Source organism: Micromonospora sp. NPDC092111, from assembly GCF_044755745.1.
GTDB lineage: Bacteria > Actinomycetota > Actinomycetes > Mycobacteriales > Micromonosporaceae > Micromonospora.
The window spans coordinates 128,143-153,415 of record NZ_JBIVRQ010000005.1 but is presented as its reverse complement, the minus strand read 5'-3'; the positions used below and the strand labels follow the sequence as shown (position 1 = coordinate 153,415).

The 25,273-nt window shown below is 75.3% G+C and carries 22 protein-coding genes and 1 pseudogene; 9 read left to right on the top strand and 14 right to left on the bottom strand.

The window, feature by feature from the left end:
• Nucleotides 1–111 precede the first annotated feature (111 nt).
• A complete protein-coding gene (msrB, locus tag ACIQG9_RS13255; RefSeq protein WP_400401229.1) occupies nucleotides 112–522 on the bottom strand; it encodes a peptide-methionine (R)-S-oxide reductase MsrB in 411 nt (136 codons plus the stop codon).
• Between the two features lie 47 nt (nucleotides 523–569).
• On the opposite strand from msrB, the gene ligD reads away from it, so the two are divergent.
• Nucleotides 570–1,610, top strand: coding sequence for a non-homologous end-joining DNA ligase (gene ligD, locus ACIQG9_RS13250; RefSeq protein WP_400401227.1), 1,041 nt, complete (start codon nucleotides 570–572; stop codon nucleotides 1,608–1,610).
• A gap of 457 nt (nucleotides 1,611–2,067) precedes the next feature.
• Here ligD and ACIQG9_RS13245 read toward each other — a convergent pair.
• A pseudogene (locus ACIQG9_RS13245) lies at nucleotides 2,068–2,368 on the bottom strand (hypothetical protein).
• 88 nt (nucleotides 2,369–2,456) lie between these two features.
• Between ACIQG9_RS13245 and ACIQG9_RS13240 the strand changes: the two are divergent.
• Complete coding sequence (locus ACIQG9_RS13240) at nucleotides 2,457–2,645, top strand: hypothetical protein (protein ID WP_400401225.1); 189 nt, start codon at nucleotides 2,457–2,459, stop codon at nucleotides 2,643–2,645.
• Between the two features lie 52 nt (nucleotides 2,646–2,697).
• Here the strand turns inward: ACIQG9_RS13240 and ACIQG9_RS13235 are convergent, their stop codons facing one another.
• Nucleotides 2,698–2,991, bottom strand: coding sequence for a DUF6793 family protein (locus ACIQG9_RS13235; protein ID WP_400401223.1), 294 nt, complete (start codon nucleotides 2,989–2,991; stop codon nucleotides 2,698–2,700).
• Between the two features lie 140 nt (nucleotides 2,992–3,131).
• On the opposite strand from ACIQG9_RS13235, the gene ACIQG9_RS13230 reads away from it, so the two are divergent.
• From ACIQG9_RS13230 to ACIQG9_RS13215, 4 genes are read left to right on the top strand one after another with little or no spacing between them, the layout of a single operon-like run.
• On the top strand, nucleotides 3,132–6,323 hold the full coding sequence (locus ACIQG9_RS13230; protein WP_400401220.1) for an FtsX-like permease family protein: 3,192 nt from the start codon (nucleotides 3,132–3,134) through the stop codon (nucleotides 6,321–6,323).
• 38 nt (nucleotides 6,324–6,361) lie between these two features.
• Nucleotides 6,362–9,055, top strand: coding sequence for an FtsX-like permease family protein (locus ACIQG9_RS13225; RefSeq protein WP_400401218.1), 2,694 nt, complete (start codon nucleotides 6,362–6,364; stop codon nucleotides 9,053–9,055).
• A 1-nt stretch (nucleotide 9,056) separates the two neighbouring features.
• Entirely contained in the window at nucleotides 9,057–10,055 is a 999-nt protein-coding gene (locus tag ACIQG9_RS13220; protein WP_400401216.1) for an ABC transporter ATP-binding protein, read from the top strand.
• Nucleotides 10,052–10,771: an ABC transporter ATP-binding protein gene (locus tag ACIQG9_RS13215; RefSeq protein ID WP_400401214.1), complete on the top strand. Its 720-nt coding sequence runs from the start codon at nucleotides 10,052–10,054 to the stop codon at nucleotides 10,769–10,771. The genes ACIQG9_RS13220 and ACIQG9_RS13215 overlap by 4 nt, the downstream gene beginning before the upstream one ends.
• An 8-nt stretch (nucleotides 10,772–10,779) precedes the next feature.
• On the opposite strand, the gene ACIQG9_RS13210 is transcribed toward ACIQG9_RS13215, so the two are convergent.
• The 3 genes from ACIQG9_RS13210 to ACIQG9_RS13200 form a co-directional block, all read right to left on the bottom strand.
• A complete protein-coding gene (locus ACIQG9_RS13210; RefSeq protein ID WP_400401212.1) occupies nucleotides 10,780–11,232 on the bottom strand; it encodes a GNAT family N-acetyltransferase in 453 nt (150 codons plus the stop codon).
• Between the two features lie 77 nt (nucleotides 11,233–11,309).
• Nucleotides 11,310–12,893, bottom strand: coding sequence for an alpha/beta hydrolase (locus ACIQG9_RS13205; RefSeq protein ID WP_400401673.1), 1,584 nt, complete (start codon nucleotides 12,891–12,893; stop codon nucleotides 11,310–11,312).
• 31 nt (nucleotides 12,894–12,924) lie between these two features.
• Nucleotides 12,925–14,040, bottom strand: a complete 1,116-nt coding sequence (locus ACIQG9_RS13200; RefSeq protein WP_400401210.1) for an ATP-dependent DNA ligase — start codon at nucleotides 14,038–14,040, stop codon at nucleotides 12,925–12,927.
• Between the two features lie 135 nt (nucleotides 14,041–14,175).
• Between ACIQG9_RS13200 and ACIQG9_RS13195 the strand changes: the two genes are divergently transcribed.
• From ACIQG9_RS13195 to ACIQG9_RS13185, 3 genes are all read left to right on the top strand, one after another.
• A complete protein-coding gene (locus ACIQG9_RS13195; RefSeq protein WP_400401208.1) occupies nucleotides 14,176–14,385 on the top strand; it encodes a hypothetical protein in 210 nt (69 codons plus the stop codon).
• A gap of 835 nt (nucleotides 14,386–15,220) precedes the next feature.
• Nucleotides 15,221–15,643: an SRPBCC family protein gene (locus ACIQG9_RS13190; RefSeq protein ID WP_400401206.1), complete on the top strand. Its 423-nt coding sequence runs from the start codon at nucleotides 15,221–15,223 to the stop codon at nucleotides 15,641–15,643.
• A 99-nt stretch (nucleotides 15,644–15,742) separates the two neighbouring features.
• A complete protein-coding gene (locus ACIQG9_RS13185) occupies nucleotides 15,743–16,246 on the top strand; it encodes a DUF1990 family protein (protein ID WP_400401204.1) in 504 nt (167 codons plus the stop codon).
• A gap of 9 nt (nucleotides 16,247–16,255) precedes the next feature.
• Here ACIQG9_RS13185 and ACIQG9_RS13180 read toward each other — a convergent pair whose 3' ends face one another.
• From ACIQG9_RS13180 to ACIQG9_RS13145, 8 genes are all read right to left on the bottom strand, one after another.
• The gene (locus ACIQG9_RS13180; protein ID WP_400401202.1) at nucleotides 16,256–17,173 is read right to left on the bottom strand and encodes a DNA-3-methyladenine glycosylase family protein; all 918 of its coding nucleotides are present in this window, start codon (nucleotides 17,171–17,173) and stop codon (nucleotides 16,256–16,258) included.
• Nucleotides 17,174–17,384: 211 nt separating this feature from the next.
• Complete coding sequence (locus tag ACIQG9_RS13175; RefSeq protein ID WP_400401200.1) at nucleotides 17,385–18,038, bottom strand: hypothetical protein; 654 nt, start codon at nucleotides 18,036–18,038, stop codon at nucleotides 17,385–17,387.
• Between the two features lie 207 nt (nucleotides 18,039–18,245).
• On the bottom strand, nucleotides 18,246–19,028 hold the full coding sequence (locus ACIQG9_RS13170) for an anti-sigma factor family protein (RefSeq protein ID WP_400401198.1): 783 nt from the start codon (nucleotides 19,026–19,028) through the stop codon (nucleotides 18,246–18,248).
• A complete protein-coding gene (locus ACIQG9_RS13165) occupies nucleotides 19,025–19,723 on the bottom strand; it encodes a sigma-70 family RNA polymerase sigma factor (protein WP_400401196.1) in 699 nt (232 codons plus the stop codon). The genes ACIQG9_RS13170 and ACIQG9_RS13165 overlap by 4 nt, the downstream gene beginning before the upstream one ends.
• Nucleotides 19,724–19,803: 80 nt before the next feature.
• Complete coding sequence (locus ACIQG9_RS13160; protein ID WP_400401194.1) at nucleotides 19,804–20,661, bottom strand: spermidine synthase; 858 nt, start codon at nucleotides 20,659–20,661, stop codon at nucleotides 19,804–19,806.
• Nucleotides 20,661–21,629 carry a hypothetical protein gene (locus ACIQG9_RS13155; protein WP_400401192.1) on the bottom strand — a complete coding sequence of 323 codons (969 nt, stop codon included), beginning with the start codon at nucleotides 21,627–21,629 and terminating at the stop codon, nucleotides 20,661–20,663. The genes ACIQG9_RS13160 and ACIQG9_RS13155 overlap by 1 nt, the downstream gene beginning before the upstream one ends.
• A gap of 13 nt (nucleotides 21,630–21,642) precedes the next feature.
• Nucleotides 21,643–24,117, bottom strand: a complete 2,475-nt coding sequence (locus tag ACIQG9_RS13150) for an AAA family ATPase (protein ID WP_400401190.1) — start codon at nucleotides 24,115–24,117, stop codon at nucleotides 21,643–21,645.
• Entirely contained in the window at nucleotides 24,117–25,265 is a 1,149-nt protein-coding gene (locus ACIQG9_RS13145; protein WP_400401188.1) for an exonuclease SbcCD subunit D, read from the bottom strand. The genes ACIQG9_RS13150 and ACIQG9_RS13145 overlap by 1 nt, the downstream gene beginning before the upstream one ends.
• Nucleotides 25,266–25,273 lie beyond the last annotated feature (8 nt).

The window sequence follows — 25,273 nt, the reverse complement described above, 5'->3', positions numbered from 1 at the left end:
GTCCGGCCGGCTTTGTCTCCGGCCGGCTCCGTCTCCGCCCGCCTCCGCCCGCGTCCGGCTCAGGCTGCGTCCGCCCGCGTCCGGCTCAGGCTGCGTCCGGGGCCGCCGGGGTCAGCCCTGCTTCGGCTCCAGCCGGATGGAGACCGAGTTCACGCAGTGCCGGGTGTCCTTCGGGGTGAAGCCCTCACCGTGGAAGACGTGCCCCAGGTGGCTGTCGCAGCGCGCGCAGCGGATCTCCGTACGGACCATGCCGAGGCTGCGGTCCTGGATCTCCTTGACCCGGCCCGGGATGGCGTCGTCGAAGCTCGGCCAGCCGCAGTGCGAGTCGAACTTCGTGTCGCTGGCGAACAGCTCCAGCCCACAGGCCCGGCAGTGGTAGACCCCGGGGGTCTTGGTGTCGACGTACTCGCCGGTCCACGGAGGCTCGGTGCCGGCCTCGCGCAGCACCCGGAACTCCGCCGGGGTCAGCCGGACCCGCCACTCGTCCTCGGTACGGGGCAGTTCGTTCTCGTCAAGACTCACCCGTCAACGGTACGTCGGACGTCGGGGGCATCGCATATGGTCGCGGAATGGCTGGTGGCACGAAGGCGACGGCGACCGAGATCGAGGTGGCCGGGCACACCGTCCGGCTGAGCAGCCCGGATCGGGTGATCTTCCCGGGGCGTGGCTTCACCAAGGCTGACGTCTTCCACTACTACCTGTCGGTGGGCGACGGCATCATGCGGGCCCTGCGGGACCGGCCGACCACCCTGCAACGCTTCCCCGAGGGGGTCGAGGGGGAGATGTTCTTCCAGAAGCGGATCCCCGCCCGGGGTGTGCCGCCCTGGGTGCGTACCGCCGGCATCACCTTCCCCAGCGGGCGCGGCGCCGACGAACTCTGCCCGGTCGACCTCGCCCACGTCGCCTGGGCCGCCCAGATGGGCACGGTGGTGTTCCATCCCTGGCCGGTACGCGCCGCCGAGGTCGACCACCCCGACGAGCTGCGGGTGGACCTCGACCCGCAGCCCGGCACCGACTTCACCCACGCGGCCACCGCCGCCGCCGAGCTGCGCGGGATCCTCGCCGAGCTGGGCGCGACCGGCTGGCCGAAGACCTCCGGCGGCCGGGGCGTGCACGTCTACCTGCGGATCGCCCCCCGCTGGACGTTCACCGAGGTACGCCGGGCCACCATCGCGCTGGCCCGGGAACTGGAGCGGCGTCGCCCCGAGCTGGTCACCACCGCCTGGTGGAAGGAGGAGCGCGGCCAGCGGGTCTTCGTCGACTACAACCAGATGGCCCGGGACCGGACGATCGCCTGCGCGTACTCGCTGCGGGCCAACGCCCGCGCCACCGTCTCCACCCCGGTCACCTGGGACGAGTTGCCCGACGTCGACCCGGACGACTTCGACCTGCGCTCCGTGCCGGCCCGGCTGGCCGAGCGCGGTGACCCGCACGCCGGCATCGACGCCGACGCCTTCGACCTCGCCCCGCTACTGGAGTGGGCGGACCGGGACGCCGCCGCCGGCCAGGGCGACCTGCCGTACCCGCCGGACCATCCGAAGATGCCGGGTGAGCCGAAACGGGTGCAGCCCAGCCGGGCGAAGCGCCCCGCCGACGAGAACACCGCCTGAAAAGGCGGAAACCCCGGGCCTCTCCGGTTTCGGAAACCATCTCCCGGAAGTGCCACTCACGCGCGTGAAAATGGCATTCATCCACCACCTTTCCGGTGACGGTTATTGCGGTCGAGCAGCCGACAACCCTACCGTCGAATATGAAAGGGAGGATGTCCGGACGCCGTCTGCGCCCACCTGACCAGGGCATATGTCCCGGCATCGGGTGGGGAGAGGTCGGCGGCTCCAGTTCACCTCAACATGCTCGGGTTCGGACAGGGGAAGCACCATGGCGGCCGTGGCGAGAAGCGGGCAGAGGGGCGGTAAGGCACCGGACCGGAATTTCGTGATCCTGGAATACCTCAGGAGCCTGCCGGCCGTGCTCGGCGGGGTGGCGGCGGTCCTGGTCGCGCTTACCGGATTGCTGGCGCTGCTCGTCGAGTAGCGCGCGACGGTGGCACGTCGGCCAATTCGTCGATCACATGGGGGTCCGGGCCGTCCAGGCCAGGAATCTGTCGAACAGTTCCGCCGGGGACGGGGCCGAGGTCGGATTCAACGCGATCAGGTCCGCGGTGGCGTCGAACAACTGACCGGCCAGGTAGACGGAGAGCGCCACCCGGTCCCGTCGGTACTCCAGGGTCAGCAGCAGGCGGGCGGGCGGGCGGGCACGGCCAGGGTGCGGCGCACACCCGGCACAGCCACCGGGGCCGCATCGGCAGGTGCGGGCGTACGGCCCGGCGCTGTCGGTCACCAGCGGCAGAGATTCTCGGCGTGGGCATCCACCTATGTTGTCCCTGCCCGTTGTCAGTGTCAACGGCCTCCGTAGTTGTCGGCGTCGAGATGGGTTCCTGCTGTCATCGTCAACCCGTGGACCTCGTGGGCGTGTCGGAGATCAGGGCGATGCTCGGGAACATCTCCCGGCAACGCGCCTCCGTGATCGCCAACCAGCGGAACTTCCCCGAGCCCGTGGCCGTGCTGGCAATGGGCAAGGTCTGGCGGAAGGTCGACGTCGAGGCGTGGATCAGCGAGCACCGACCGGACCTGTCGGCGAGCTGACCGAGCACCGTCGAGACCCAGGCGCCACCGGCGAACCGGAACCGCCACTGCGTCACCGGCCGGCGGCCATCGCCTCCACCGCCTCCTTGGCGGTGCGCAGGTCCACCCCGGTCGCCTGCCGGTACGCCTTGATCGCCTTGATCTTGTCGCCCCGGGCCAGGTGTTCCCGTACCCCGGGCAGTGCCGGCCCCTGGTCGACAATGCCGAGCTGGTCCATCATCAACTGCAACCGGCGTTCGATCTCCACCAGCCGGAGCGTGCTGCGGTCCTGACGGTCGCGGCGGGGCAGCCGGAGCACCAGGGACAGGACGAGGGCCACGGCCAGCAGGATGAGAGCGGTCTCCATGCCGCCGATCCAAGCAGGCCGCCGCCAGCCGCCGGGTGGCCGCACCGGGATAACGATCAAGTAACGGGCGCGAACCTTTCCGGGGCCGTCACCGCTCTCCCTCTCCGTCGGCCCAACCCAGGGCCCGGGGGAGGCGTCGGATGAAGCTGGTGTGGAGGCGGGCCCGCGAGGCGCAGGGACTGCTGCTGGCGGCGGTGGCCGCCGCGCTGGTCGCGGTCGCGTTGGTGACCGGGCTCGCCGATTTCAACCGGCGGGCGGTCGACGCCGGGCAACGGGCGTTGCTCGGCTCCGCGCCCGTCGAGGAGCGCAGCCTGCTGGTCAGCGGCTCCGGCGGGCGCGACGCCGCCGAGTTCACCGCCCGGGACCGGGCCGTCCGGGACGGCTTCACCGCCGCCCTCGCGGGCACCCCCGTCACCGTCACCGCCGCCCGCTACGGCACCGGGCGGGAACTCACCGGCGACCTCGGCGGGGCGACCCGGTCCGGCACCGACCCGGTCTTCGCCACCCTGGCCACCCTGGACGACCTGCCCCGGCACGCCGACCTCGTCGACGGCGCCTGGCCGGCGGCCGGTGCCGCCCCGCTCCAGGTCACCCTGCCGGAGAAGGTCGCCGGCGCGCTCGGCCTGCGCACCGGCGACCGGGTGCCGATGCGCGACCGCAGCGCCGACCGGCGGACCGACGTGGTGCTCTCCGGCACCTGGCGACCCCGCGACCCGGCCGACACGTACTGGCGGCTCGCCCCCGGCCTCACCGTCGGCGCCGACACCGAGCCCGGATCCTCGTACGGGCCGTTCGTGCTGGACCCGACCGACTTCGCGGCCACCTTCCCCGGCTCGGTCTCCGCCGCCTGGGTGGTCGCCCCCGACCTGGCCGCCGTCGGGGCGGCCCGGCTGCCCGAGCTGCGCCGGGCGGTCAGCACCGCCGCGACGAAGGTCCCCGAGTCGGCCGGACTCGGCTCCTCCGCGCAGGCCGTCACCTCGATGGACCGGCTGATCGACCGGATCAGCCGCGCCGACCTGGCCGGACGCTCCGCGCTGGCCACCCCGCTGCTGTTGATCGTGGTGCTCGGCGGGTACGCCCTGGTGCTGATCGCCGCGCTGCTGCACGAGGACCGGCGCGGCCAGACCGCCCTGCTGCGGGCCCGGGGCGCGGCCCGGCGACAACTCGCCGGCCTGGCCGCACGGGAGGCGACGCTGGTGGTCGTCCCGGCCGCCCTGCTCGGGCCGCTGCTCGCCGGCGGGGCGCTGCGCCGGCTCGCCGCCGACGGCCCGGTCGACCTGGGCAGCGCCATCGGCGGCGGCACCCTGGTCTGGGCGGCGGCTGCGGCCACCGCCGCCGGCTGCCTGGTCGCCATGGTCGCGCCCACCCTGCGCGGCGGGGGGACGTACGTGGCCGACCTGGCCGCCCGGTCCCGGCCCAGCCGGGCCGGCGCGGTCAGCCGGGCCGGACTCGACCTGGCCCTGGTCGCCTTCGCCGTGCTGGCCTGGGTGCAGCTCCGCCGCTACTCCTCCCCGCTGGCCGGCGCGGGCAACCGGCTCGGCCTGGACCCGCTGCTGGTCGCCGCCCCGACGCTCGGGGTGCTGGCCGGCGCGGTGGTGGCGCTGCGGCTGCTCCCACCGGCCACCCGGTTCGCCGAGCGTTTCGTCGACCGCCGCCCGTGGACCGCGACCATCTTCGGCATGTGGCAGGCGGGCCGACGTCCGCACGCCGGGCCGGTGCTGCTGCTCGCCCTCGCGGTGGGCGGCAGCACTCTGGCCTGGTCCCTGGTCACCACCGGGGAACGGTCCCAGGTGGACCAGGCCGACCACGCCGTCGGCGCCGACCTGCGGCTGGTCGAACGCAGCGGCGTCGCACCGACCGACCGGGCCGCCGCGCTGGCCGCGCTGCCCGGGGTGGACCGGGCGCTGCCGGTCTGGCGGGACGACATCCGGGTCGGCCGGGACGACCGGCAGGCCACCGTGCTCGGCCTGGACGCCGCGCACGCCACCGGGCTGGTGCAGCTCAGCGACCGGCTGGCCGACCAGCCCACGGCGGAGCTGTTCCGGCGGCTCGCCGCCGCCCGGGGACCGGCCGCCGGGGTGCCGCTGCCGGCCGACGCCCGTAGCCTCACCGGCACCGTCCGCACCCCGGTCGAGGACGCCTACGTCCCGCACCGGATCGCCGTGTCGGTGCTGCTCACCCGGGCCGACGGGCTGGCCTGGCGGCTGCCCGTGGCGAGCACCGACAGCGACGGCCAGGTCACCCCGTTCACCGTCGCCCTGCCGGCGGTCGACGGGCTGCGGCTGGCCGGGTTCGAGGCCGACGGCGGGGACGTGGCCGGCGTCGGGTACACGATGGAGGTGCGTGGACTACGCACCGTCGGCCCGGACGGCCGCCCGACGCCCACCCCGCTCACCGGGGCGTGGGCGGTGGTCACCGGCCAGCCCGACCAGCGGGCCGACGTCGGAGTCACCGGCGACGGGCTGACCGCCACCCGAAAGGTCAAGTACCTCGCCGGAGGCAAGTACGCCTACCAGGTGGCCTCCCGCTTCGCGGTGGTCCCGGCCGGCGCGAACCAACCCGTACCGGCCCTGATGACGCCGGCCGTCCGGGCCGCGCTGAACGTCCGGCCCGGGGAGACCGTCGTGCTGGCCCTGTCCGGGGTCTCCCTGCCGGTCCGGCTGGTCGGCGAGGTGGCCGCGCTGCCTGCCACCGCCGGGGACGGGGTGCTGCTGGACCTGCCCGCCGCGACGGACTGGCTGGTGCGGGACTCCGGCACCGTCCGGTCGGTGCCGGAGTGGTGGCTGCGCACCGACGACGGGGGGCACGCCGGAGCGGCCTGGACCGCCGCCGCGCTGACCGGGGCCACCCTGCTCGACCGCCGGCAGGCGGCGGCGGTGGCCGCCGACGACCCGTACTGGCAGGGGGCCCGGACGGGGCTGCTGGCCGCCGCCCTCGGATCGGTGCTGCTCGCCCTGGTCGGCCTGGTGGTGGACGTCTGGGCCACCGCCCGGCACCGGCTCGGTGAGTTCGCGGTGCTGCACACCCTCGGCGCGTCGCCCCGGCTGCTGGCCCGGGCGCTGCTCGCCGAACAGACCTTCCTCGCCGGGATCGGCGTCGGGGTCGGCCTGCTGCTCGGCGCGGCCGTCGGCGCCACCATGGCCCCGCTGGTCGTGCTCACCCCGGCCGCCGGCCGGCCGGTGCCCGAGCCGGCGTTCGAACTGGCCTGGACGCCGATCGGGCTGACCGCGGCGGGGCTCCTGCTGGCCGCGCTGGCGTGCAGCGCGGCGATGGCCACCGGGATCCGGCAGCGGGTCGCCGTGGCCCGGCTGCGGATCGGGGGAGATCGGTGAACGGACGGACGGACGGCCGAGGCCGGGGAGGACGAGCGATGGGCATCGGTGCCGCGGCCCGCCGGGTACGGGCCAACGGTGGGCAGTTCCTGCTGCTGGCCGCGCTGACGCTGGTCATCACCCTGCTCGTCAGCGGGGTGCCGAGGGTGATCAACCGGCTCGCCGACCAGGGGCTGCGGGAGCACCTGGCCGCCGAGCCGGCCGCCATGCGCGACCTGACGTACACCACCCGGCCGGCCGTCGGCGGCCCGCCGGTGACCAGCCGGGCGGCCGAACTGGACGCGCTCCAGCAGCAGATGCCGGCCGACGTCCGGGCGGCGGTGGCCGAGCGCTGGTACGCGGCGCAGGCCGAACCCGGCCGGGCCACCGGGCCGGACCTGGCCCGGGACAACTACCTGGTGGACCTGGGGCTGCGCGCCCTGCCGGGGATCCAGGAGCGGGCCACCCTGGTCGACGGGCGCTGGCCGGACGAGAACCCCGGCAGCGGGCCGGTGCAGGTGGCGCTGGACGCCGACATCGCCGCCCGGTTCAACCTGCGCACCGGCAGCCGGCTCACCCTCCGGGAGCTCAGCAGGGGCGGCACCGGCCCGGCCGGCCCACTGACCGTGGTGGGGCTGTTCCGGCCCACCGACCGGGCCGACGGCATCTGGAACGCCCTCCCCTCGGTGCTGGAGGTCGTCGAGCCGCCCGGCGACGCCCAGCCGTTCATCCTGGTCGGGGTGGTCGCCGCCGCCGCGCTGGACCGGCAGGTCGCCGCCGGCTGGCCGGTGTCGTTCACCTGGCGGTACCGGATCGCCGCCGCCGGCATCGACGTACGCCGGATCGACCCGCTCACCGACGGCATCCAGCGGTTGCAGCGGACCACCGCCGGCACCGACGTGGAGCTGACCCAGGGCGTCGACATTCCGCTGCGGAAATTCAGCCGCGCGGTCACCTCGGCGCGTACCGTGCTCGCCGTCATCGTGGCCGGGGTGCTGGCGACGCTGGCCGGGCTGGTCGTGCTGGCCGCCGGGCTCACCGCGCGCCGCCGCCGAGCCGAGTTCACCCTGATCCGGGCCCGCGGCGGCGGCCTCACCAGCGGGGCCCGGCGCAGCCTGGCCGAGTCGCTGCTGGTCGTCCCGCCCGCCGCCGGGCTCGGCTGGCTGCTCGGCGGCCTGCTGCCCGGCGCGCCCGGCGGCACCGCGCCGCTCGCCGTCGGCGCGGCCCTGCTGGTCACCCTGGCGCTGCCGGTGGCCACGCTGGCCGTACCGTCCGGCGTGGTGGGACGGCGGGACCTGGTCCGGTTGCGGCCCTCCGCCCGCCGGGCCACCGGCGAAGCCGGCCTGGTCCTGCTGGCCGGGCTCGCGGTGGTGCTGCTGCGCCGCCGGGGCCTCACCCTCGGCGAGGTCGACCCGCTGCTGGTCTCGGTGCCGGCGCTGGTCGCGGTGGCCGCGGCGGTGCTGGCGCTGCGGCTGTACCCGTGGCCGCTGCGGCTGGCCGGCCGGCTCGCCGCCCGGGCCCGGGGGAGCGTGGCCTTCCTGGGCACCGCCCGGGCCGGCCGGGCGGCGGTGGCCACCCCGCTGGTCGTGGTGGTGCTCGCGGTCGCCACCGCCGCGTTCTGCGCGGTGGTCGCCGCCGGCATCGAGAGCACCCGGGACCGGGCCGCCACCCGGGCCGTACCGGCGGACGCGCTGATCCGGGGCTACCGGATCGCCCCGGACACCGGTGCGGCCCTGGAACGGTTGCCCGGGGTGCGGGCGGCGACCGGGCTGGTCGACGAGTCGGGGCAGCGGCTGGCCACCGACGCCGACGGCACCGACGCCCGGCTCCGCGAGACCACCGTCCTGCTGGTCGACGGCCCGGGGCTGGTCCGGACGGCGCGGGCCGCCGGTCGGGACGTCCCGGTGCCCGGCGCGCTGCGCGACGCGACACCGGGCGGCGGGCCGCTGCCGGCGGTGGTCTCCCCGGCGGTCGCCGCCGACCTGGCCGACGCCGGCCTGCGGTCCGCCTTCGTCGCGGTGCAGGGCCAGCGGTACGAGTTCACGGTGGCCGACACCGTCGCCGACTTCCCGCTGGCTCGGGAGAACACCACCCGGTACGTGGTGCTGCCCTGGCAGGCGCTGCCCCGCCGGGACTCCGTCACGGTGCCCACCGGCTTCCTGGTGGCGGGCGACCGGGTGGACGCCGGGGCGCTGGGCCGGGCCGGCGACGAGGGGCAGCGCCGCTTCCAGACCGGCGGCACGGTGACCGCCGGTGAACCTCCCCGTGGGGTGGCTGTGGTGACCTGGTCGCAGACCCGGCTGCGGCTGGGCGGCGGCGGCGCGAACGGGCTGCTGGCCTTCGGCTTCACCGCCGGCTCGGCGGCGGGCAGCCTGCTGGCCCTGCTCGCGGTCGCCTTCACCGTGCTGGCCGGGGCCCGCGCCCGGGGGCAGGTGCTGTCCCGGCTGCGCACCCTCGGCCTGTCCCGAGGGCAGTGGCGGGGCCTGCTGCTGGTGGAGCTGGCCCCACTGGTGGGGGTGTCGGTGCTGACCGGCGCGCTGGTCGGGGTGCTGCTGCCGCTGCTGCTCACCCCGCTGCTCGGGCTGTCGGCGTTCACCAGCGGCGCGCCCGTCCGGGTGACGTTCGCACCCGGCCTGGTCGCCGGGATGGTGCTGCTCGGCGCGGTCGCCCTGGCCTTCGCCGTCGCCGTGGAGGCCCTGAACAACCGTCGGATGCGCCTCGGCGAGGTGCTCCGGCTCGGAGAGGAGAGCTGAGATGACCACTACTGCGGAGAATCCCGTCGTACCCGATCTGGCGGACCTGCAACGGCGGGCGGCACAGCGGGCTGCCGAGCGGGCCGGCGGGCAGGACCGGCTGCGGGGGCACATCGTCTGCGACGGCCTGGTCCGGATCTTCAAGACCGAGGGGGTCGAGGTGGTCGCCCTCCAGGGGCTCGACCTGGTGATCGACCGGGGTGAGCTGGTGGCGATCGTCGGCGCGTCCGGCTCGGGGAAGTCGACCCTGCTGAACATCCTGTCCGGGCTGGACACCCCGACGGCGGGGATCGCCCGGGTGGCCGACTACGACCTGCTCGCCCTCTCCACCCGCCGCCGGTTGAGCTACCGGCGGGACACCGTCGGGTTCATCTGGCAGCAGACCGGCCGGAACCTGCTGCCGTACCTGACCGCCCGGGAGAACGTGGAGCTGCCGATGCGGCTGGCCGGCCGGGCCGGTGGCCGCCGGGCCGGCCGGCGGCGCGCCGACGAGCTGCTGGAGCTGATCGGGGTGGGCCACTGCGCGGACCGGCGGCCCGGTCAGCTCAGCGGCGGGGAACAGCAGCGCTGCGCGGTGGCGGTGGCGGTGGCCAACGACCCCGAGGTGCTCTTCGCCGACGAGCCGACCGGTGAGCTGGACGAGGCGACCGGCGCGGAGGTCTTCACCGCGCTGCGCACCATCAACGCCGAGCTGGGGGTGACCGTGGTGGTGGTCACCCACGACCAGGCCGTGGCCACCCAGGTCCGCCGGACCGTCGCCATCCGCGACGGCCGGACCGCCTCCGAGGTACGCCGCACCGCGCGGATCGGCGCCGACGGCAGCACCGAGCTGGTCAGCGAGGAGTACGCGGTGCTGGACCGGACCGGCCGGATGCAGCTACCGGCGTCCTTCGTGGACGCGCTGGCGCTCCGCGACCGGGTCCGCCTCGACCTCGAACCGGACCACGTGCAGGTCCGCCCCGGCGATCCCACGCCGAAGCCGAACGGGAGTGACGCATGAGCGAGCAGGTTTCCGCCGTCCGGGCCGCCGAGCCGGTCACCGACGAGGTGGTCCGGGTCGAGGGGGTGAGCCGGACCTTCGGCCGGGGGCGGCACGCGGTGCACGCCGTCCGGGAGGTCTCCTTCACCGCCGGCCGGGGCGAGCTGGTCGCGGTGCGGGGCCGCTCGGGAGCCGGCAAGACCACCCTGTTGAACCTGGTCGGTGGCCTGGACCAGCCGGACGCGGGACGGGTGCGGGTGGCCGGGCACGACGTCACCGGCGCCGGGGAGGACGAGTTGCTGCGGCTGCGCCGGGGCACGGTGGGCTTCGTGTTCCAGACCTTCGGGCTGGTGCCGATCCTCTCCGCCGCCGAGAACGTCGGGGTGCCGCTGCGGCTGGCCCGGGTGCCGGCGGCGGAGCGCGAGCAGCGGGTGGCGGTGCTGCTGGAGCTGGTCGGCCTCGGCGAGCACGCCCGGCAGCGCCCGTACGAGCTCTCCGGCGGGCAGCAGCAGCGGGTCGCGGTGGCCCGGGCGTTGGCCAACGAACCGGACCTGCTGATCGCCGACGAGCCGACCGGCCAGCTCGACTCGGAGACCGGACGGGCGATCATGGACCTGCTCCGCGCGGTGGTGCACGCCCGGGGCATGACCGCCCTGGTCGCCACCCACGATCCGAGCCTGATCGAGGTGGCCGACCGGACCCTGACCCTGCGCGACGGGCAACTGGTCGACGGCTGAGCCCCGGATCAGAGGGTCAGCTTCATGCCTTCGTGGCTGGCGGTGAAGCCGAGGCCGCGATAGAAGCGGTGCGCGTCGGCGCGGGACTTGTCGGTGGTGAGCTGCACCAGGCCGCAGCCGCGCGCCCGGGCCTGGTCGATCGCCCAGGTCATCATGGCCCGGCCCAGCCCTTGACCGCGCAGGTCGGAGCGGACCCGCACGGCCTCGACGAGGGCCCGCTCGACGCCGTGGCGGCCCAGCCCCGGAATGTAGGTGAGCTGGCAGCAGCCGACGATCTCACCGTCGCGCTCGGCCACGACCTGCTGGTTGCGCGGGTCGGCGGTGATGTCGGCGAACGCCCGCTCGTACGCCTCGTCCACCTCGGCGAGGTCGCGCGCCGTGCCGAGGACGTCGTCGGCGAGCAGGGCGAGGACGGCGGGCAGGTCGGCCCGGACCGCCTCCCGGAAGAGCACCTCGGTCATGCGCGGCAGCCTGTCACATGGCACCGGCCGATCGGCGGGGGCGTCCGACCGGCTGTCGCTGGCCGGCCCGCGTACCGTCACCGGGCGGGGCAGCGCAGCCCCTCCCGGGGGACGGTGAGCGAGATCAGGTACGCGTCCACGGCGTCGGTCACGCAGGAGGTCTGCGGGTAGGCGGTGTGCCCCTCACCCTCCCAGGTGAGCACCCGGCCGACGCCCAGCATCGACGCCAGCCGGGCGGTCTGCTCGTAGGGGGTGGCCGGGTCGCCGGTGGTGCCGACCACCACGATCGGCGGCGCGCCGTCCGCCCGGCCGGTCGGGTACGGGTCACGCCCGCCCGGCCACTCCACGCAGCCCAGCATCCCCACCGCCAGCGACGGGCCGAACAACGGGTACTTCTGCCGCCACTGTGTCTGCAACTGGCGGATCTGGTCGAGGCTGGGCTTCTCCGTCTCGTCCGCGCAGTTGACCGCCAGGTTGGCGTCGAAGAGATTGGAGTAGCGCCCGTCCTCGTCGCGCCCGGCGTACGCGTCGGCGAGCTTGAACACGTCGGCCGGGTCGCCCGCGCCGAGCTTGTCGATCGCCCGCGCCAGCTCCTCCCAGCCCGACTCGGTGTAGAGCGAGGAGATGACCGCGTAGAAGACCCAGCCGGAGGTGGCCTCCCGGCCGTCGGGTGCCCGTACCGGGGAGACCTTCGCCTTGTCGATCGCCGACGTCACGGCGGCCCGGGCGTCCGGGGCGATCGGGCAGCGGCCGGCGTTGCCCGCGCACCAGCGGTCGAAGTTGTCGAACGCCCGCTCGAAGCCCCGGGCCTGGCTCTCCGACCCGGCGATCAGCTTCTGCTGCGGGTCCACCGCGCCGTCGAGGACCAGGGCCCGGACCCGCTGCGGGTAGAGCTGGGCGTAGGTCGCGCCGAGCAGGGTGCCGTAGGAGTAGCCGAGGTAGGTGAGCTTGTCGTCGCCGACGGCGGCCCGCACCGCGTCCATGTCCCGGGCGGCCTGCTCGGTGCCGTAGAGCGGGAGCTGGTCGCCGTACTTGTCGCCGCAGCCCCGGCCGATCCGCTGGTTGAGCGCCCGGTAGCCGTCGAACGACTGCTGGCTGCGTGGATCCGGGTCGTAGCCGAAGCTGGCGTCCAGGTCGGGGTCGGAGATGCACTTCACCGGGCTGGACCGGGACACCCCGCGCGGGTCGAAGCCGACGATGTCGAACCGGTCGGTGATCGAGGCGGGCAGCCCACCGAACGACGGCCCGAACGAGAGGTAGACGGCGGTGTCCACGCCGGAGCCGCCCGGCCCGCCCGGGTTGATCACCAGGGAGCCGATCCGGTTCCGCTGCTTGGTCGACCGGACCCGCAGCAGCGCGATCTCGAAGGTCTGCCCGCTGCCCGGCCCGGCGGTCGCCCCCGTCCCGGTGCCCCAGTTGCGCGGCACGGCGACCTCGGCGCATTCGTACCGCATCCCCGGAGCGCCCCGGCCGACCAGGTCGTCGGCGACATCGGGGCAGGCCCGCCAGGTGGGGGCGGCGCCGGGCGCCGCGGCCCCGGAGTCCTCGGTACGCGGGGCGAACGCCGGCAGTGTGCATCCGGCGGCGAGCAGCGCGCCCGCGACCAGCCCGGCCAGGGTGAGCCGGACCCGGCGGATCCGGTGCGCAGTGCGGGTCACCAGCGAGCCTCCATGATCGTGTGGGACCGCCAGGCTACGCCGGGGCGGAGGTGCCCGGCGTGACGGTCGCCGCCGGATCACCGCGGAGCACCTGGTCGACGTCGAACCGGACCGGGCGGTCGAGCTGGTCGTAGCGGCAGGAGCGGGGATCCCGGTCGGGCCGCCAGCGGACGAAGCGGGCGGTGTGCCGGAACCGGTCGCCCTCCATCGCGTCGTAGGCGACCTCCATCACCAGCTCGGGCCGCAGCGGCTCCCAGTCGAGGTTCTTGGTGCCCGTCCAGCGGCTCACCCCGCCCGGGATGCGCTGGCCACGCTCGTGGTCGCCGTGCACCCAGGGGTGCTCGTCGGCGATCTCCCGGTAGGGGGCCAGCTCGTCCAGCAGCTCCTGACGGCGGGCCATGGTGAACGAGGCGCTCACCCCGACGTGGTGCAGCACCCCGGCGTCGTCGTAGAGCCCGAGCAGCAGCGAGCCGACCACCGGCCCCGACTTGTGCCAGCGGAACCCGGCCACCACCACATCGGCGGTACGGGCATGCTTGACCTTGGCCATCAGCCGCTTGCCCGGCTCGTACGGCAGGTCGGCCGGCTTGACGATCAGGCCGTCCAGCCCGGCGCCCTCGAACACCTCGAACCAGCGCCGGGCGGTCTCCGGGTCGGTGGTGACCTGGGTGACGTGCACCGGCGGGCGGACCGTGGCCAGCGCCCGCTCCAGCCGCTCCCGGCGCACCGGGTAGGGCTGGTCGACCAGCAGCTCGTCGCCGACGGCGAGCAGGTCGAAGGCGACGAAGTCGGCCGGCGTCGTCCCGGCGAGCAGCTTCACCCGGGAGGCGGCCGGGTGGATCCGCTGGGCGAGCAGCTCGAAGTCGAGCCGGGGCTGGCCGCCCGGACCGTCCCGGCGGATCACGATCAGCTCGCCGTCGACCGCGCACCGCTCGGGAAGCTGTGCCCGGACCTGCTCGACCACCTCGGGGAAGTAGCGGGTCATCGACTTGCCGCCCCGGCTGGCCAGCTCGACCTCGTCGCCGTCCCGGAACACGATGCAGCGGAAGCCGTCCCACTTCGGCTCGTACGTCAGGCCGGGATCGGTGGGCAGGCGGGCCACGCTCTTGGCCAGCATCGGCTCGACTGGCGGGTTGATCGGCAGGTCCACGGCGACCAGTCAACCAGACGCCACCGACACTGGTGAGGCAGATCACCGCCGGCCGGGTACGGCGTGTCCCCGTCCGAGCCCCTCGTCCCCCCGCGTACGGATAGCGTTTGCGCAGCTCAGAGCTACCGTCGCCGGATGGAGTGGGTGTGTGGCTGCTGCGGGCGCTGGCGGGTCACCGTCGAGCTGGTGCGCGGCCGGCACCGCTACCGGCTGGTGCACCGCTACCCGACCCGCTTCGGCGGCGGCAAGAACGTGCTCGGCGAGGTGGGCACCGTCGCCGAACTGGAGGACCTGCTGCGCCGGCACACCCCGCTCGGCCTAGCCGACCTGCACCAGGCCGCCTGACCATCCCGGACGGTGCCCACCCGTGCCCGTCGTCCTCCCGGCCCCACCTGTTCCCGTGCAGTTCCCCCCGGCCCCACCTGTTCCCGTGCAGTTCCGCCCGGCCCCACCTGTTCCCGTGCAGTTCCGCCCGGCCCTCCTGTTTCTGTGCAGTTCCCCGCGGCCCCGGCTGTTTCCGTGCAGTTCCCCCGGCCCAACCGTTCCCCGCAGTTCCCTGCGGCCCGGCTGTTTCCGTGCAGCCCCGCACCCAGGTCCTGGCCGTTCCGGGTAGCTCCGTTCTGCTCGCCCCGGCCGCCCGGTAGCTCTTTCTGCCTGCCCCGGCGGCCCGGGTAGCTCTGCCCTGCCTGCCCCGGCGGCCCGCGTAACTCTGTTCTGCCCGCCCCGGCAGCCCGCTCAGCTCCGGCCCCGGCGCAGCTTGATCCCTGTTCTGGATCCTTGCACCGGGGCAGGCCCTGTCCGGGGGTGACTACTCCTCGACGCGGATATGCCTCTCAGGCATATTTATGCCTGGCTGGCATACCGCTCGCTGGAGATGGTGTCGACGGTCGAGGAACATCAGTCCTGGCAGGCGGTTCTGGACGCCGCACCAGCCCCCCACCAGGCCCGCCCCACCGGGGGTCAGGGCTTGCCGGGGACTGCCGGGGGCGGCGGTGCCACCATGCACCCGCCGCACCGCTCATCCGCTCATCCGCACGGGCACCCGGATAGCCGGATACCCGGGCACAATCGGCAGACGCCGGTGCGGTGGCCAGCGCGCACGGTCACGTTCCGGGCGGCAGCCTCGTCAGGGGTTGCGGGGGCGGCGCGGGTCCGCGTCGCCGGATACGGGGAGGGTGACATGCGGTTCGAGGCGTCCACGGAGATCGCGGCCGGCATCGACCGGGTCTGGGCGGTGCAGACCGACGTCGACCGGTGGCCGGAGTGGACCGCCTCCGTCCGCGCGGCGCGGCGGCTGGAGCCGGGGCCGTTCACCCTGGGGGCGACCGCCCGGCTGGAACAGCCCCGACTGCGGCCGGCCGTGTGGCGGGTCACCGAGATCGACCCGCCCCGCTGGTTCGTCTGGGAGTCCGACAGTCCCGGGGTGCACGTCCGGGGTGAGCACCGGATCGTGCCACTGGCCGACGATCGGGTCCGGGTGGAGCTGGCCGTGGTGCTCACCGGCCCGCTCGCCGGGCTGACCGGCCGGCTCGGCGGCCGGACGACGCGCCGCTACCTGCGGCTGGAGGCCGACGGGCTCAGGCGTCGTTGCGAGCGGGCCTGACCACGCCCATCCCCGCCCGCCCGCTGGCCCCCCGGGTCCGCCCGCCGGCCCGCCCGCCGTCACCCTCCGTACGCTGGACGGGAGCCCAGGGAGGTGGCGGTGTCCGAGCTGACGTACCCGGAGGTGGGAGCCACCCGACGGGGGCCGCTGCCGGCGGGCTACCACCACCTGCGCCACCGCTACCCGATGCCGCCCGGCAGCTTTCCGGTGGCCGCCGAGGCCGTGCTGAGCTGGCGGCTGCACCGGGCGGCCGGGGTACGGATGCGTACCGACGCCCCACGGGCCGCGCCGGGGGTGCGGGTCACCCCGGGGCTGGGTGTGGGTCCGCTGCGGGTGTCGGGGCCGTGCGAGGTGGTCTGGGTGGTCGAGGGTGAGCGGGAGGCCGGCTTCGGGTACGGCACCCTGCCCGGCCATCCGGAGCGCGGCGAGGAGTCGTTCCTGGTCAGTTGCGACGTCGACGGGCAGGTCACGTTCGAGGTGACCGCGTTCAGCCGGCCGGACCGCTGGTTCATGGCCGCCGCCGGGCCCGCCGGGCGCGCCGTCCAGCACGGGTACGCGCACTGGCTGGCCCGTACCCTGCGCCGGCTCGGCGGGCAGCGCTGACGGCCCGGCTCAGAACCGGGCGAAGGAGCGGATCGGCATCCGGGGGCCGAACCGGGGCGCCTGGATGCCGGCGGCGGCCAGCAGCAGGCAGACCCGCCCCCGGTGGCCCCGGAACGGGTCCAGCAGGGCGAGCATCCGGGCGTCGTCGCCCCGCGCCTCGCCGGCGAGGGCCCAGGCGACCGTGTTCGGCAGGTGGTAGTCGCCGACGCTGACCGCGTCCGGGTCCCCGTACGCGATCCGGACCACCTCGGCGGCGGTCCACGGGCCGACGCCGGGGATCGCGGTGAGCCGACGGGTCGCCTCGGCGCTGTCCGCGCAGCGTTCCAGCCGGTCCGCCAGGGCGGCGGCCCGACGCAGCGTGTCGGCCCGGCGCTGCTCCACCCCGAACGGGTGGAACACCCAGTACGGCGTCGCCGCGACCGTGGCCGGCTCCGGCGGCAGCAGCAGCGGGAACGGCCCGGGTGCCGGCTCGCCGAAGTGCCGCACGGTCGCCGCGTACGCCCGGTACGCCTCCTTGCCGGTGACCTTCTGCTCGAAGACCGCCCGCAGCACCCGGGGGAAGAGCTGCCCGGTGGCCGGCAGCCGCAGCCCCCGGTGCCGGGCGGCCAGCTCGGCCACCAGCGGATGCCCGGCGGCCAGGTCGGCGAACCCGGCGAGGTCGTCACGCAGCCCGGCGACGGCGTCGGCCCGCTCGACCACCTGGTCCGCGCCGGGGCCGTACCCCTCGGCGACCAGCTCCCCGCCGCTGGCGTGCAGCGTCAGGGTGGCCGGGCCGGTCGGGGTGCGGGTGGCCCACCAGAAGGTGCCGGCGGCGATCCGCGCACACGGGTCGTACGGGCTGAAGGTCAGTGCCCGGACGGAGGCCGCCAGCCGGTAGTCGGCCGGCGGTCGCAGCACCCGGCGTACGGCCGGCTCGTCCCAGGTCACCCCGACACTCTGCCACGACCCCGGCCGGCAACGGACGACACCGCCGACGCGCTGCGCGTCGGCGGTGTCTCCATCCCGGGGCGGACCGACCGCCCGAGCGGCCGTGGGTGCGGGGTTGGGGGGACCTCGGTGGCGCGCCCGCTGGCGTTTGGCGCGTCCACCGCCCTCGTCCGCTCCGGGGGTTCGTGGGGAAGGCCCGGCGGGCGGTGGATCAGTAGGTGTAGTCCGAGCCGCCGCTGTTCGCGCCGCCGGCCGCCGGCGGGGCGACCGCCTTCGGGGTGCCGGTGGGCAGGCAGGTCAGGTTCTTCTTGCCGTTCGGGTCGACCACGAACCAGGTGCCACCGACGGCCTGGCCCTTCCACTGGCCCGGCTTCTTGTCGCCGATGTAGCGGTAGACCGGCCAGCCGCCGATGGTGATCTGCCGGGTGCCGTCCTGGCGGGTGACGGTGCCGACCTTGTCGTCGGAGACGCCCTGCAACTGCGGGTTGCCGTCGGTCAGCGCGGGCGGCCAGACCTGGGCGCACTTGTCCACGCAGTTGGACGACGGCGGATCGGCGGAGTCCTTGTCGAAGCGGTACAGGATGAAGCCGTCCTGGTCCAGCACGACGTTGCCCATCCGGGCGACCTTCTTGCCGACGAGTTGGTCGGTCAGTTGGACGTTGGCGGGGGGCGGTGCCTGCTCGGCGGCGGGCGCCCCGGGGGAGGCCGACGCCTCCGGTTCGACCGACGCGGTGGGCTCGGCCGCGGCGACGGCGACCGGTTCGGCGGCGCTGGAGTTCGCCCCGTCGTAACCCGCGGGAGCGCAGGCCGTAAGTGCGACCATCGCGCTCGCGACGATGACGGTCGTCCGCTTGATCTGTGCCACGTGCCCTCCTCATTCTTGGCAGTTCACCGAGTAGTACGGAGGGTCCACTGTCAAGGTTGAACGATTGACCGTGGACAATTTCACAACGAAAGCGTTGAACCGAACCGGCCGGCTGTACGTATGCCCGGCTGCCGGACCTCGGTCGGCCGGAAACGTCGAATCGGCGCCGACCCGGATGTCCGGGCCGACGCCGATTCGGCGGCTGGTTCAGGGGACGACGGTGACCAGCGGGCTCGCCACCCCGTTGGCGTCCACCGACTGCACCTGCAACTTCGCGATCTCGCTGCGCGGCGCCGAGGTGGACGCCTCCAACTGGAGATCCTGCGGATTGGTGTTGGTGCCGTAGCCACCGCCCGGCACCCCCCAGGTGGAGATCACCTCGGTGGTGTCGTTCTTGCGCACCACCACCAGCCGGCAGGTGCGCGGGCCGGGCAGCCTGGTCAGGTTGAACCCGATCCAGGTGCCGTACTCCTTGCTGGCCAGCCACATGGTGGCCTTCACCCCGGTGCTGCCGTCGGTGGCGTCGAACTGGTCACCCTCGATCTCGTTGCCGCCGACGGCCGGCCCGGAACGGGTCGGCTGCGGACTCGGCGGCCCGTCGACCGGCGCGGTCGCCGTCGGGCCGGCGACCACCGGACCGTCACCGCCGCCGGTGCCGCCGAAGGTGGCCACCCCGACGCCGCTGAGCGCGCCGACCGCCACCACCGCGGCGGCCATGGCGAGCACCTGGCGGAACCGCGCCTTGCGCCGATGGGTCCGGACCGCGACCAGGGTACGGTCCAACAGGGCCGGATCCGTCGCGGTCTGCTCCAACGCCATCATCGTCTCGCCGTCGATGTCGGAGAGCAGCCCCACCACCGGGACCATGGTCTCCAACTCGGCGGCGCAGGCCCAGCAGGCCGCGAGGTGTTCCTCGAACCGTTCGGTGTCCTGCTCGTCCAGGACGCCGAGCGCGTACGCGGCGACGTCCATGTGGTCCGCTCGGCTCATTCCGTCACCCCCCTCTCCTGCAGGGCCGTGCGCAGTGCGCGCAGCGCGTAGTAGACCCGCGACTTGGCGGTGCCGAGCGGCAGCCCCAACTCCTCGGCCGCCTCCGGCACCGTCCGGCCCCGGAAGTACGTCGCCACCAGGATCTCCCGGTGCGACTGACTCAGCGTACGTAGCGCGTCCGCCACGGTCATGGTGCGCAGCACCCGGTCGGTGCTGTCCGCCTCGGCGAACGCCGTCAGGTCCCGGTCGTACGTCTCCGCCGGCCGGGCCTGCTCGCTGCGGTGCTCGTCGATGGCGATCCGGCGGGCCACGGTGACCAGCCAGGGCCGCAGCGAGCCCTGCCCCTGGACGCCCAACCGGTGCGCGTTGCGCCAGGCCCGCAGCAGCGTCTCCTGGACGATGTCCTCGGCGCGCTGCCGGTCGCCGCCGGTCAGCCGCATCACGAACATCAGCAGCGGACCGGCGTGTTCGGCGTAGAGCAGCCGGACCAACTGGTCGGAGTGGCTCGCCTCCGCCGACGTGGCCTGGTGCCGTCCGGGCGTCGGTCGCGGCGTCACCGGGCCATTCTGGCGATCGGTGGGACCGGCGTCGACCCCCCGGCTCGACCTCGACGCACGGGACTGTGGCTGGGCCCGGGCGAACATCCACCCTGGCCTGGCCATCTCGCCGTGCAAGCCGGCCGCGACCGCACTCATCCAGACCTCCTGCTGTCCACCGACATCAGCGGGCCCACGGGAAGGGCCGCCCCGTGATACGGACGGCTTCCCGCAACGGATCAACGGCGGACCGAAAAAATTCCGGGCGGCGGTGGGGTGGAGTCGGTGGCGTCCGCATCCGTGACCACCGCAGCGCCGGCCGCGAACCGATCCAGCTCCTGCCCGGCCAGCACCCGACCGGGAAACCAGTCCCCGGCGGCCCGCCGGGTCAGCTCCGGCACCGGCGGCTCGACCCGCCCCGCCACCAGCACCAGGTTGCCGTGCCGCCGGCCGCGCAGCACCGCCGCGTCCCCGACCAGGGCCGCCCGGGGCAGCACCGAACGCACCGTGGCCACCTGGGCGCGGGCGTGCCGCAGCGGCGGGCCGTCCGCCAGGTTGGCCAGGTACCAGCCGGCGGGCGCGAGCACCCGGGCCACCTGGGCGGCGTACTCCACACTGGTCAGATGGGCCGGGGTCCGCGCGCCGGCGAACACGTCGGCGACCACCACGTCGTACCCGGCGTCCCGGGTGGACTCCAGGGTGACCCGGGCGTCGGCGACCCGCACCTTCAGCCTCGGGTCGGCGGGCCAGGGCAGCTCCCGCCGGACCAGCTCCACCAGCGCGCCGTCCACCTCGGACACCCGCTGGGTCGACCCGGGCCGGGTGGCCTGGACGTACCGGGGGAGGGTCAGCGCGCCCCCGCCCAGGTGCAGCACCCGCAGCGGCGCACCGGCCGGGGCGAGCAGGTCCAGCGCGGCCCCGAGCCGCCGCACGTACTCGAACTCCAGGTGTGTCGGGTCGGCCAGGTCGACGTGGGACTGCGGGGCGTCGTCCAGCAGCAGGGTCCAGGAGCGGGACCGGTCCGGGTCCGGCACCAGCTCGGCCCGGCCGGTGTCGACCGGCGCGACGATCCGGTCGTCGCCACGGCGGCGGCCCATCAGCGCCGCGCTCCGCGACCCCGGGTGGCCATCGCCAGCGCCCGGTGCAGCAGCCGCGCGTCGCCCAGCAACCCGCGCAGCCGCCGCTCCAGCCCGGCGATCGGCACCAGATTCTGCGGGGCACGCGGGTCCTTGTACGGCGAGGAGGCGAACCGGGGCAGGGTGACCAGCGACAGGTCGGCCAACGCGATCGCCTCCTCCGGCGGCAGGTCGGCCGAGCACTCCAACCGGACGATGCCGGCCCACGGCGCGCCGGTCGCCACCGGCAGCCGCAGATACCACGACCAGCCGCCCCAGGCGGTGCCGAGCCGGAACACCGGCGACCGCTCGCCGGAGTCGAGCCCGGTCACCACGGCGGTGAGCCGGGCGTCGAGGTACTGGCTGTGCTGGGTCTTGATGTAGCCGAGGGTGCGCGGGAGCTGCCGCCGGGCCCGCAGCGGGCCGTCCACCACCAGCAGGTCCCCGTCGGTACGGGCGGCGTCGGAGACGGCCACCTCCAACGCGGTCAGCGGCGCCTGCACCGCCGCCGGCAGCTTGCTCAGCTCGCCCGAGCCACCGACCCGGTGCACCGGGTAGCGGACCCGGCCGCAGACCACCTCCTCGGCCGACGGGCTGGCGGTGAACAGGCCCCGGCCGACCCGCGCGCCGGCCAGCTCCGCCGCGCCGCGCTCCAGGTCACAGCGGACCACCCCGGCCGCGTACGAGGCGGCGATGCCCGGGTACGAGGCGCCGTCGTCCTCGGCCGTCCACACGCTGGCGTCGATCCGGCGCACCCCGTCGACGAGCAGCACCACGTCCGGGGCGGGCACCCCGGGCCGGGGGCCGATCGCCCGCCAGTCCACCGCCGGCAGCTCGACGTCGGCGTCGACCTGGGCGCTGCTCGGTGCGGCGGGCCCGCCCGGGGTCGCCTCGAACGACGCGCCGTAGGACGGGTCCCAGGCGTCGACGTAGAGCTTCGGCCCGGTCACGTCACCGCCCCGCTCACAGGCCGGTCCGTTCGACCCGGGCCGTGCGGGCGTCCTTGCGGACCTCGTAGCGGACCGGGATCCGCTCGGCCAGCGCCGGCACGTGGGTGACCACGCCGACCATCCGGTCGCCCCGGGCGGCCAGGCCCTCCAGGGTGGCGGCGACGGTGTCCAGGGTGGCCGCGTCGAGGGTGCCGAACCCCTCGTCCAGCACGATCGACTCCAGGCTCGCCGCGGTGGTGGACATCCCGGCGAGCTGCTCCGACAGGGCCAGCGCCAGGGCCAGCGACGCCTGGAACGTCTCCCCGCCGGACAGCGTCCGCACCCCCCGGCGCAGCCCCGCGTCGTGGTGGTCCACCACGAAGAACTCACCCTTGTCGTGGACCAGGTCGTACTGGCCCTGGGACAGCTCCCGCAGGATCCGGGACGCGCCGTCGACCAGCAGGTCCAGCGCCTCGGCCAGCAGCCAGCGTTCGAAGTTGTTGGCCCGCAGGTGCCCGGCCAGCGCCCGGGCCGTACGCGCCTGGCGCTCGTGCTCGGCGCGCTGCTCCCGCAGCTCGCCGGCCTGCGCGCGGCGTTCGGTGACCCGTCGCAGCTCGGCCTCGGCGCGTTCCAGCGCCACCGCGACCGCCCGCGCCGGGTCGTCCGCGGGCGGCAACCCGGCGGCGGCGAGCAGGTCGCCGATCCGTTCCTCGACCGCCTCCGCGGCCGTGATCGCCCCGGTCACCGAGCCGGCCAGCCCGGCCCGGTCGGCCCGCCGCTGCCGGGCCTGCTCGCCGGCCCACTCCACCAGGGTGGTCCAGGCGGCGGCGACGTCGTCCCGGTCGGCGGCCGGCGGGCCGAACCGGGCCAGCCCGTCCCGGGCCGTGTCGAAGGCCCGCCAGGCCGCCCGCAGCCGCTCCTCGGCGGCGTCCAACGTGCCGCGCGCCCGCCGGGCGGCGTCCCGGCCGGCCCGGACCGTCCCGGCGGCGTCGTCCAACGCCTGCCGCAGCCGGGCGTGCTCGGCCAGGGCCGTGCGTACCGCCTCCGGCGTGGCCGCGCCGGCGAGTTGGCCGGTTAGCTCGGCGAGCCGGGCGGTGAGTTGGTCGTGCTGGGCGCGGGCGTGGACCAGGGTCCGCTCCCGGTCCCGGGCGGCGGCGTCCCGCTCCTGGAGCAGTCGCTTCGCCGTGTCGCTGGTGGCCCGCGCCGACTTGCCGGCCGCCTTGGCCTCCGCCACCGCCGAACCGGCCGGCAGTCGCGGCACCCGGGGCACCCGCTGCTCGCAGACCGGGCAGGTCCCGCCGTCGGTGAGGTGCGCCCGGACCGCCATCGCCTGCTCGGTGGCCTGCGCCTCGTCGTACGCCCGGAACGCCGCGTCCAGCTCGGCGTCGGCCCGCGTCGCCGCCTCCCGGGCGGTGCCGAGCGCCACCACCGCCGCGTCGTGTTCGGCCTGCGCCGCGTCCAGCGCCGCCCGGACCGTCGCCGTCTCGTCGGTCAGCCGGTCGACGTCGGCGTACGCCCGCAGCAGCAGCCGCAGCGCGCTCTCGTCACCCGCGCCGGCCAGCTCGCCGCGCAGCTTCTCCTCCCGCTCCTCGGCCAGCGCCACGGTGCGCGCCGCCTCGTCGACCGACTCCCGGGCCGTGGTCACCGCCCGGGCCACCTCGGCCACCCCGGCCGGCGCCCGGACCCCGGACAGCCCGGCCAGGTCGGCGTCGAGCGCGGCCAGCGCCGCCGTCGCCGCGCGTGCCGCCGCCCGGGCCTGCTCCCGCTCCGGCAGGGCCGCCGCGACCGCCCCGGACAGCGCGCCGACCCGCTCGGCCTGGGCGGTCGCCGTGGCCAGCGTCTCGTCGTCGGTGCCGGTCAGCCCGGCGAGCATCCGGTCGACCGCCTCCAGCTTCGCCTCGGCCTGCCCGGCCCGCTCGGTGGCCCGCTTCTGCACGCCCTCGTAGACGCCGAGGCCGAGCAGGTTGACCAGGATCTGCTGCCGGGTGGCCGGCTTGGCGTGCAGGAAGTCGGCGAACTGCCCCTGCGGCAGCACCACGCACGAGGTGAACTGCTCGTACGGCAGCCCGACCGCCTCCAGCACGGCCCGTTCCATCTCGGCCGGCGTGCCGGCCACCACCTCGCCCAGGTCCTCCGGGCTGAGCCCGGTGTCGAGCTTGGTGATGTCGAAGCCGGGCGGCATGAGTTGCAGCCCGGCGTTGGCGGTCTTGACGGTGCCCCGGCCGTCCCGGCGGACCACCCGGGTGGCCACGTACCGGTCGCCGGCCGACTCGAAGACCAGCCGGACCCGGGCCTCCACGGCCGACGGGGCCAGTGCGTTCGCCAGCCCCCGGGTGCCGCCCCAGCGGGGCACCGTGCCGTAGAGGGCGAAGCAGATCGCGTCCAGCACGGTGGACTTGCCCGAGCCGGTCGGCCCGACCAGGGCGAAGAAGTCGGCGTCGGTGAAGTCGACGGTGGTCTCGTCGCGGAAGACCGTGAAGCCCGCCATGTCCAGCCGCATCGGTCGCATCAGCGCTCCACCTCCTCCAGCAGCTCGTCGAAGAGGTCGCGGACCCCGTCGTCGTCGTGGCCCCGGCTGTCCAGGTAGTCGCCGAACAGCTCGCGGGGGGACCGGCCGGCCCGCTGGGCGACCCGGGTGCCGCTGCCCGGCGCGGGGACCAGCTCCGGGTCGATCCGGATCTCCAGCGCGTGGGGGAGCAGCTCCTGCACCTCCTCGCGCAGGCCGGCCCGGGGCTGCTCGCGGACGAACACCCGTAGCCAGCCCTCCGGCGGGGTCAGCTCGGCGAGCTGGGCCAGCGTGCCGCGCACCGTGCGCAGCGGCACCGCCGCCGGCACCGGCACCTCCCGGATCTGCGCGGCGGTCCGGGCGGTCACCTCGACCAGGGTCACCGAACAGACGTTCTCCTGCTCGCCGAAGTCGACCGCCAGCGGGCTGCCGCTGTAGCGGATCGGGCCGGGCCCGATCACCCGCTGCGAGCGGTGCAGGTGGCCCAGGGCCACGTAGTGCGCGGTGCCCGGGAAGACCGTCGCCGGCACCGCGTAGCCCAGCACGGTGTGGGCGTCCCGCTCACCGCCGCCGGTGGCCGCCCCGACCACGGTGAGGTGGGCGGTGACCAGGTGCACCCGGTCCGGCTCGGTGAAGCCCTCGGTCAGTTTCGCCAGTACCCGGCCCAGGTGGTCGGCGTACGTCTGGGTGGCCTCGGCGGCGGTCAGCTCGTACATCTCGACCGCGCGGACGGCGTACCGCTGGGAGAGGAAGGGCAGCGCGGCGAGCTGCCAGCGCTCGCCGTCGCGGGTGGTGCCGTCGATGACGTGCTCGGCCGGATTTTCCCGGACCCCGCCGCGCAGGGTGATGCCGGCCGCCTCGGCCCAGGGGCGCAGCGCGTCGAGGGCCTGGCCGTTGTCGTGGTTGCCGCCGATCGCCACCACGTCCGCGCCGGTGCGCCGCAGCGCGGTCAGCGCCCGGGTGACCAGCCGGGTGGCCTCCGGGGTGGGCGAGGCCGTGTCGTACAGGTCACCGGCGACGATCACCAGGTCGGGACGCTCGGCGTGCGCGATCTCGATGACCCCGGCCAACACCTGCTTGTGCTCGTCGGCCCGGGACTGCCCCTTGAGCACCTTGCCGACGTGCCAGTCGGAGGTGTGCAGGATCTTCATGGCGGCCA

Coding starts and splice junctions, on each gene's coding strand:
- ACIQG9_RS13215 (WP_400401214.1), top strand. CDS start 10,052: ATGAGCGAGCAGGTTTCCGCCGTCCGGGCCGCCGAGCCGGTCACCGAC.
- ACIQG9_RS13220 (WP_400401216.1), top strand. CDS start 9,057: ATGACCACTACTGCGGAGAATCCCGTCGTACCCGATCTGGCGGACCTG.
- ACIQG9_RS13235 (WP_400401223.1), bottom strand. CDS start 2,991: ATGGAGACCGCTCTCATCCTGCTGGCCGTGGCCCTCGTCCTGTCCCTG.
- ACIQG9_RS13190 (WP_400401206.1), top strand. CDS start 15,221: ATGCGGTTCGAGGCGTCCACGGAGATCGCGGCCGGCATCGACCGGGTC.
- ACIQG9_RS13210 (WP_400401212.1), bottom strand. CDS start 11,232: ATGACCGAGGTGCTCTTCCGGGAGGCGGTCCGGGCCGACCTGCCCGCC.
- ACIQG9_RS13170 (WP_400401198.1), bottom strand. CDS start 19,028: ATGAGCCGAGCGGACCACATGGACGTCGCCGCGTACGCGCTCGGCGTC.
- ACIQG9_RS13225 (WP_400401218.1), top strand. CDS start 6,362: ATGGGCATCGGTGCCGCGGCCCGCCGGGTACGGGCCAACGGTGGGCAG.
- ACIQG9_RS13145 (WP_400401188.1), bottom strand. CDS start 25,265: ATGAAGATCCTGCACACCTCCGACTGGCACGTCGGCAAGGTGCTCAAG.
- ACIQG9_RS13230 (WP_400401220.1), top strand. CDS start 3,132: ATGAAGCTGGTGTGGAGGCGGGCCCGCGAGGCGCAGGGACTGCTGCTG.
- ACIQG9_RS13165 (WP_400401196.1), bottom strand. CDS start 19,723: ATGAGTGCGGTCGCGGCCGGCTTGCACGGCGAGATGGCCAGGCCAGGG.
- ACIQG9_RS13160 (WP_400401194.1), bottom strand. CDS start 20,661: ATGGGCCGCCGCCGTGGCGACGACCGGATCGTCGCGCCGGTCGACACC.
- ACIQG9_RS13150 (WP_400401190.1), bottom strand. CDS start 24,117: ATGCGACCGATGCGGCTGGACATGGCGGGCTTCACGGTCTTCCGCGAC.
- ligD (WP_400401227.1), top strand. CDS start 570: ATGGCTGGTGGCACGAAGGCGACGGCGACCGAGATCGAGGTGGCCGGG.
- ACIQG9_RS13195 (WP_400401208.1), top strand. CDS start 14,176: ATGGAGTGGGTGTGTGGCTGCTGCGGGCGCTGGCGGGTCACCGTCGAG.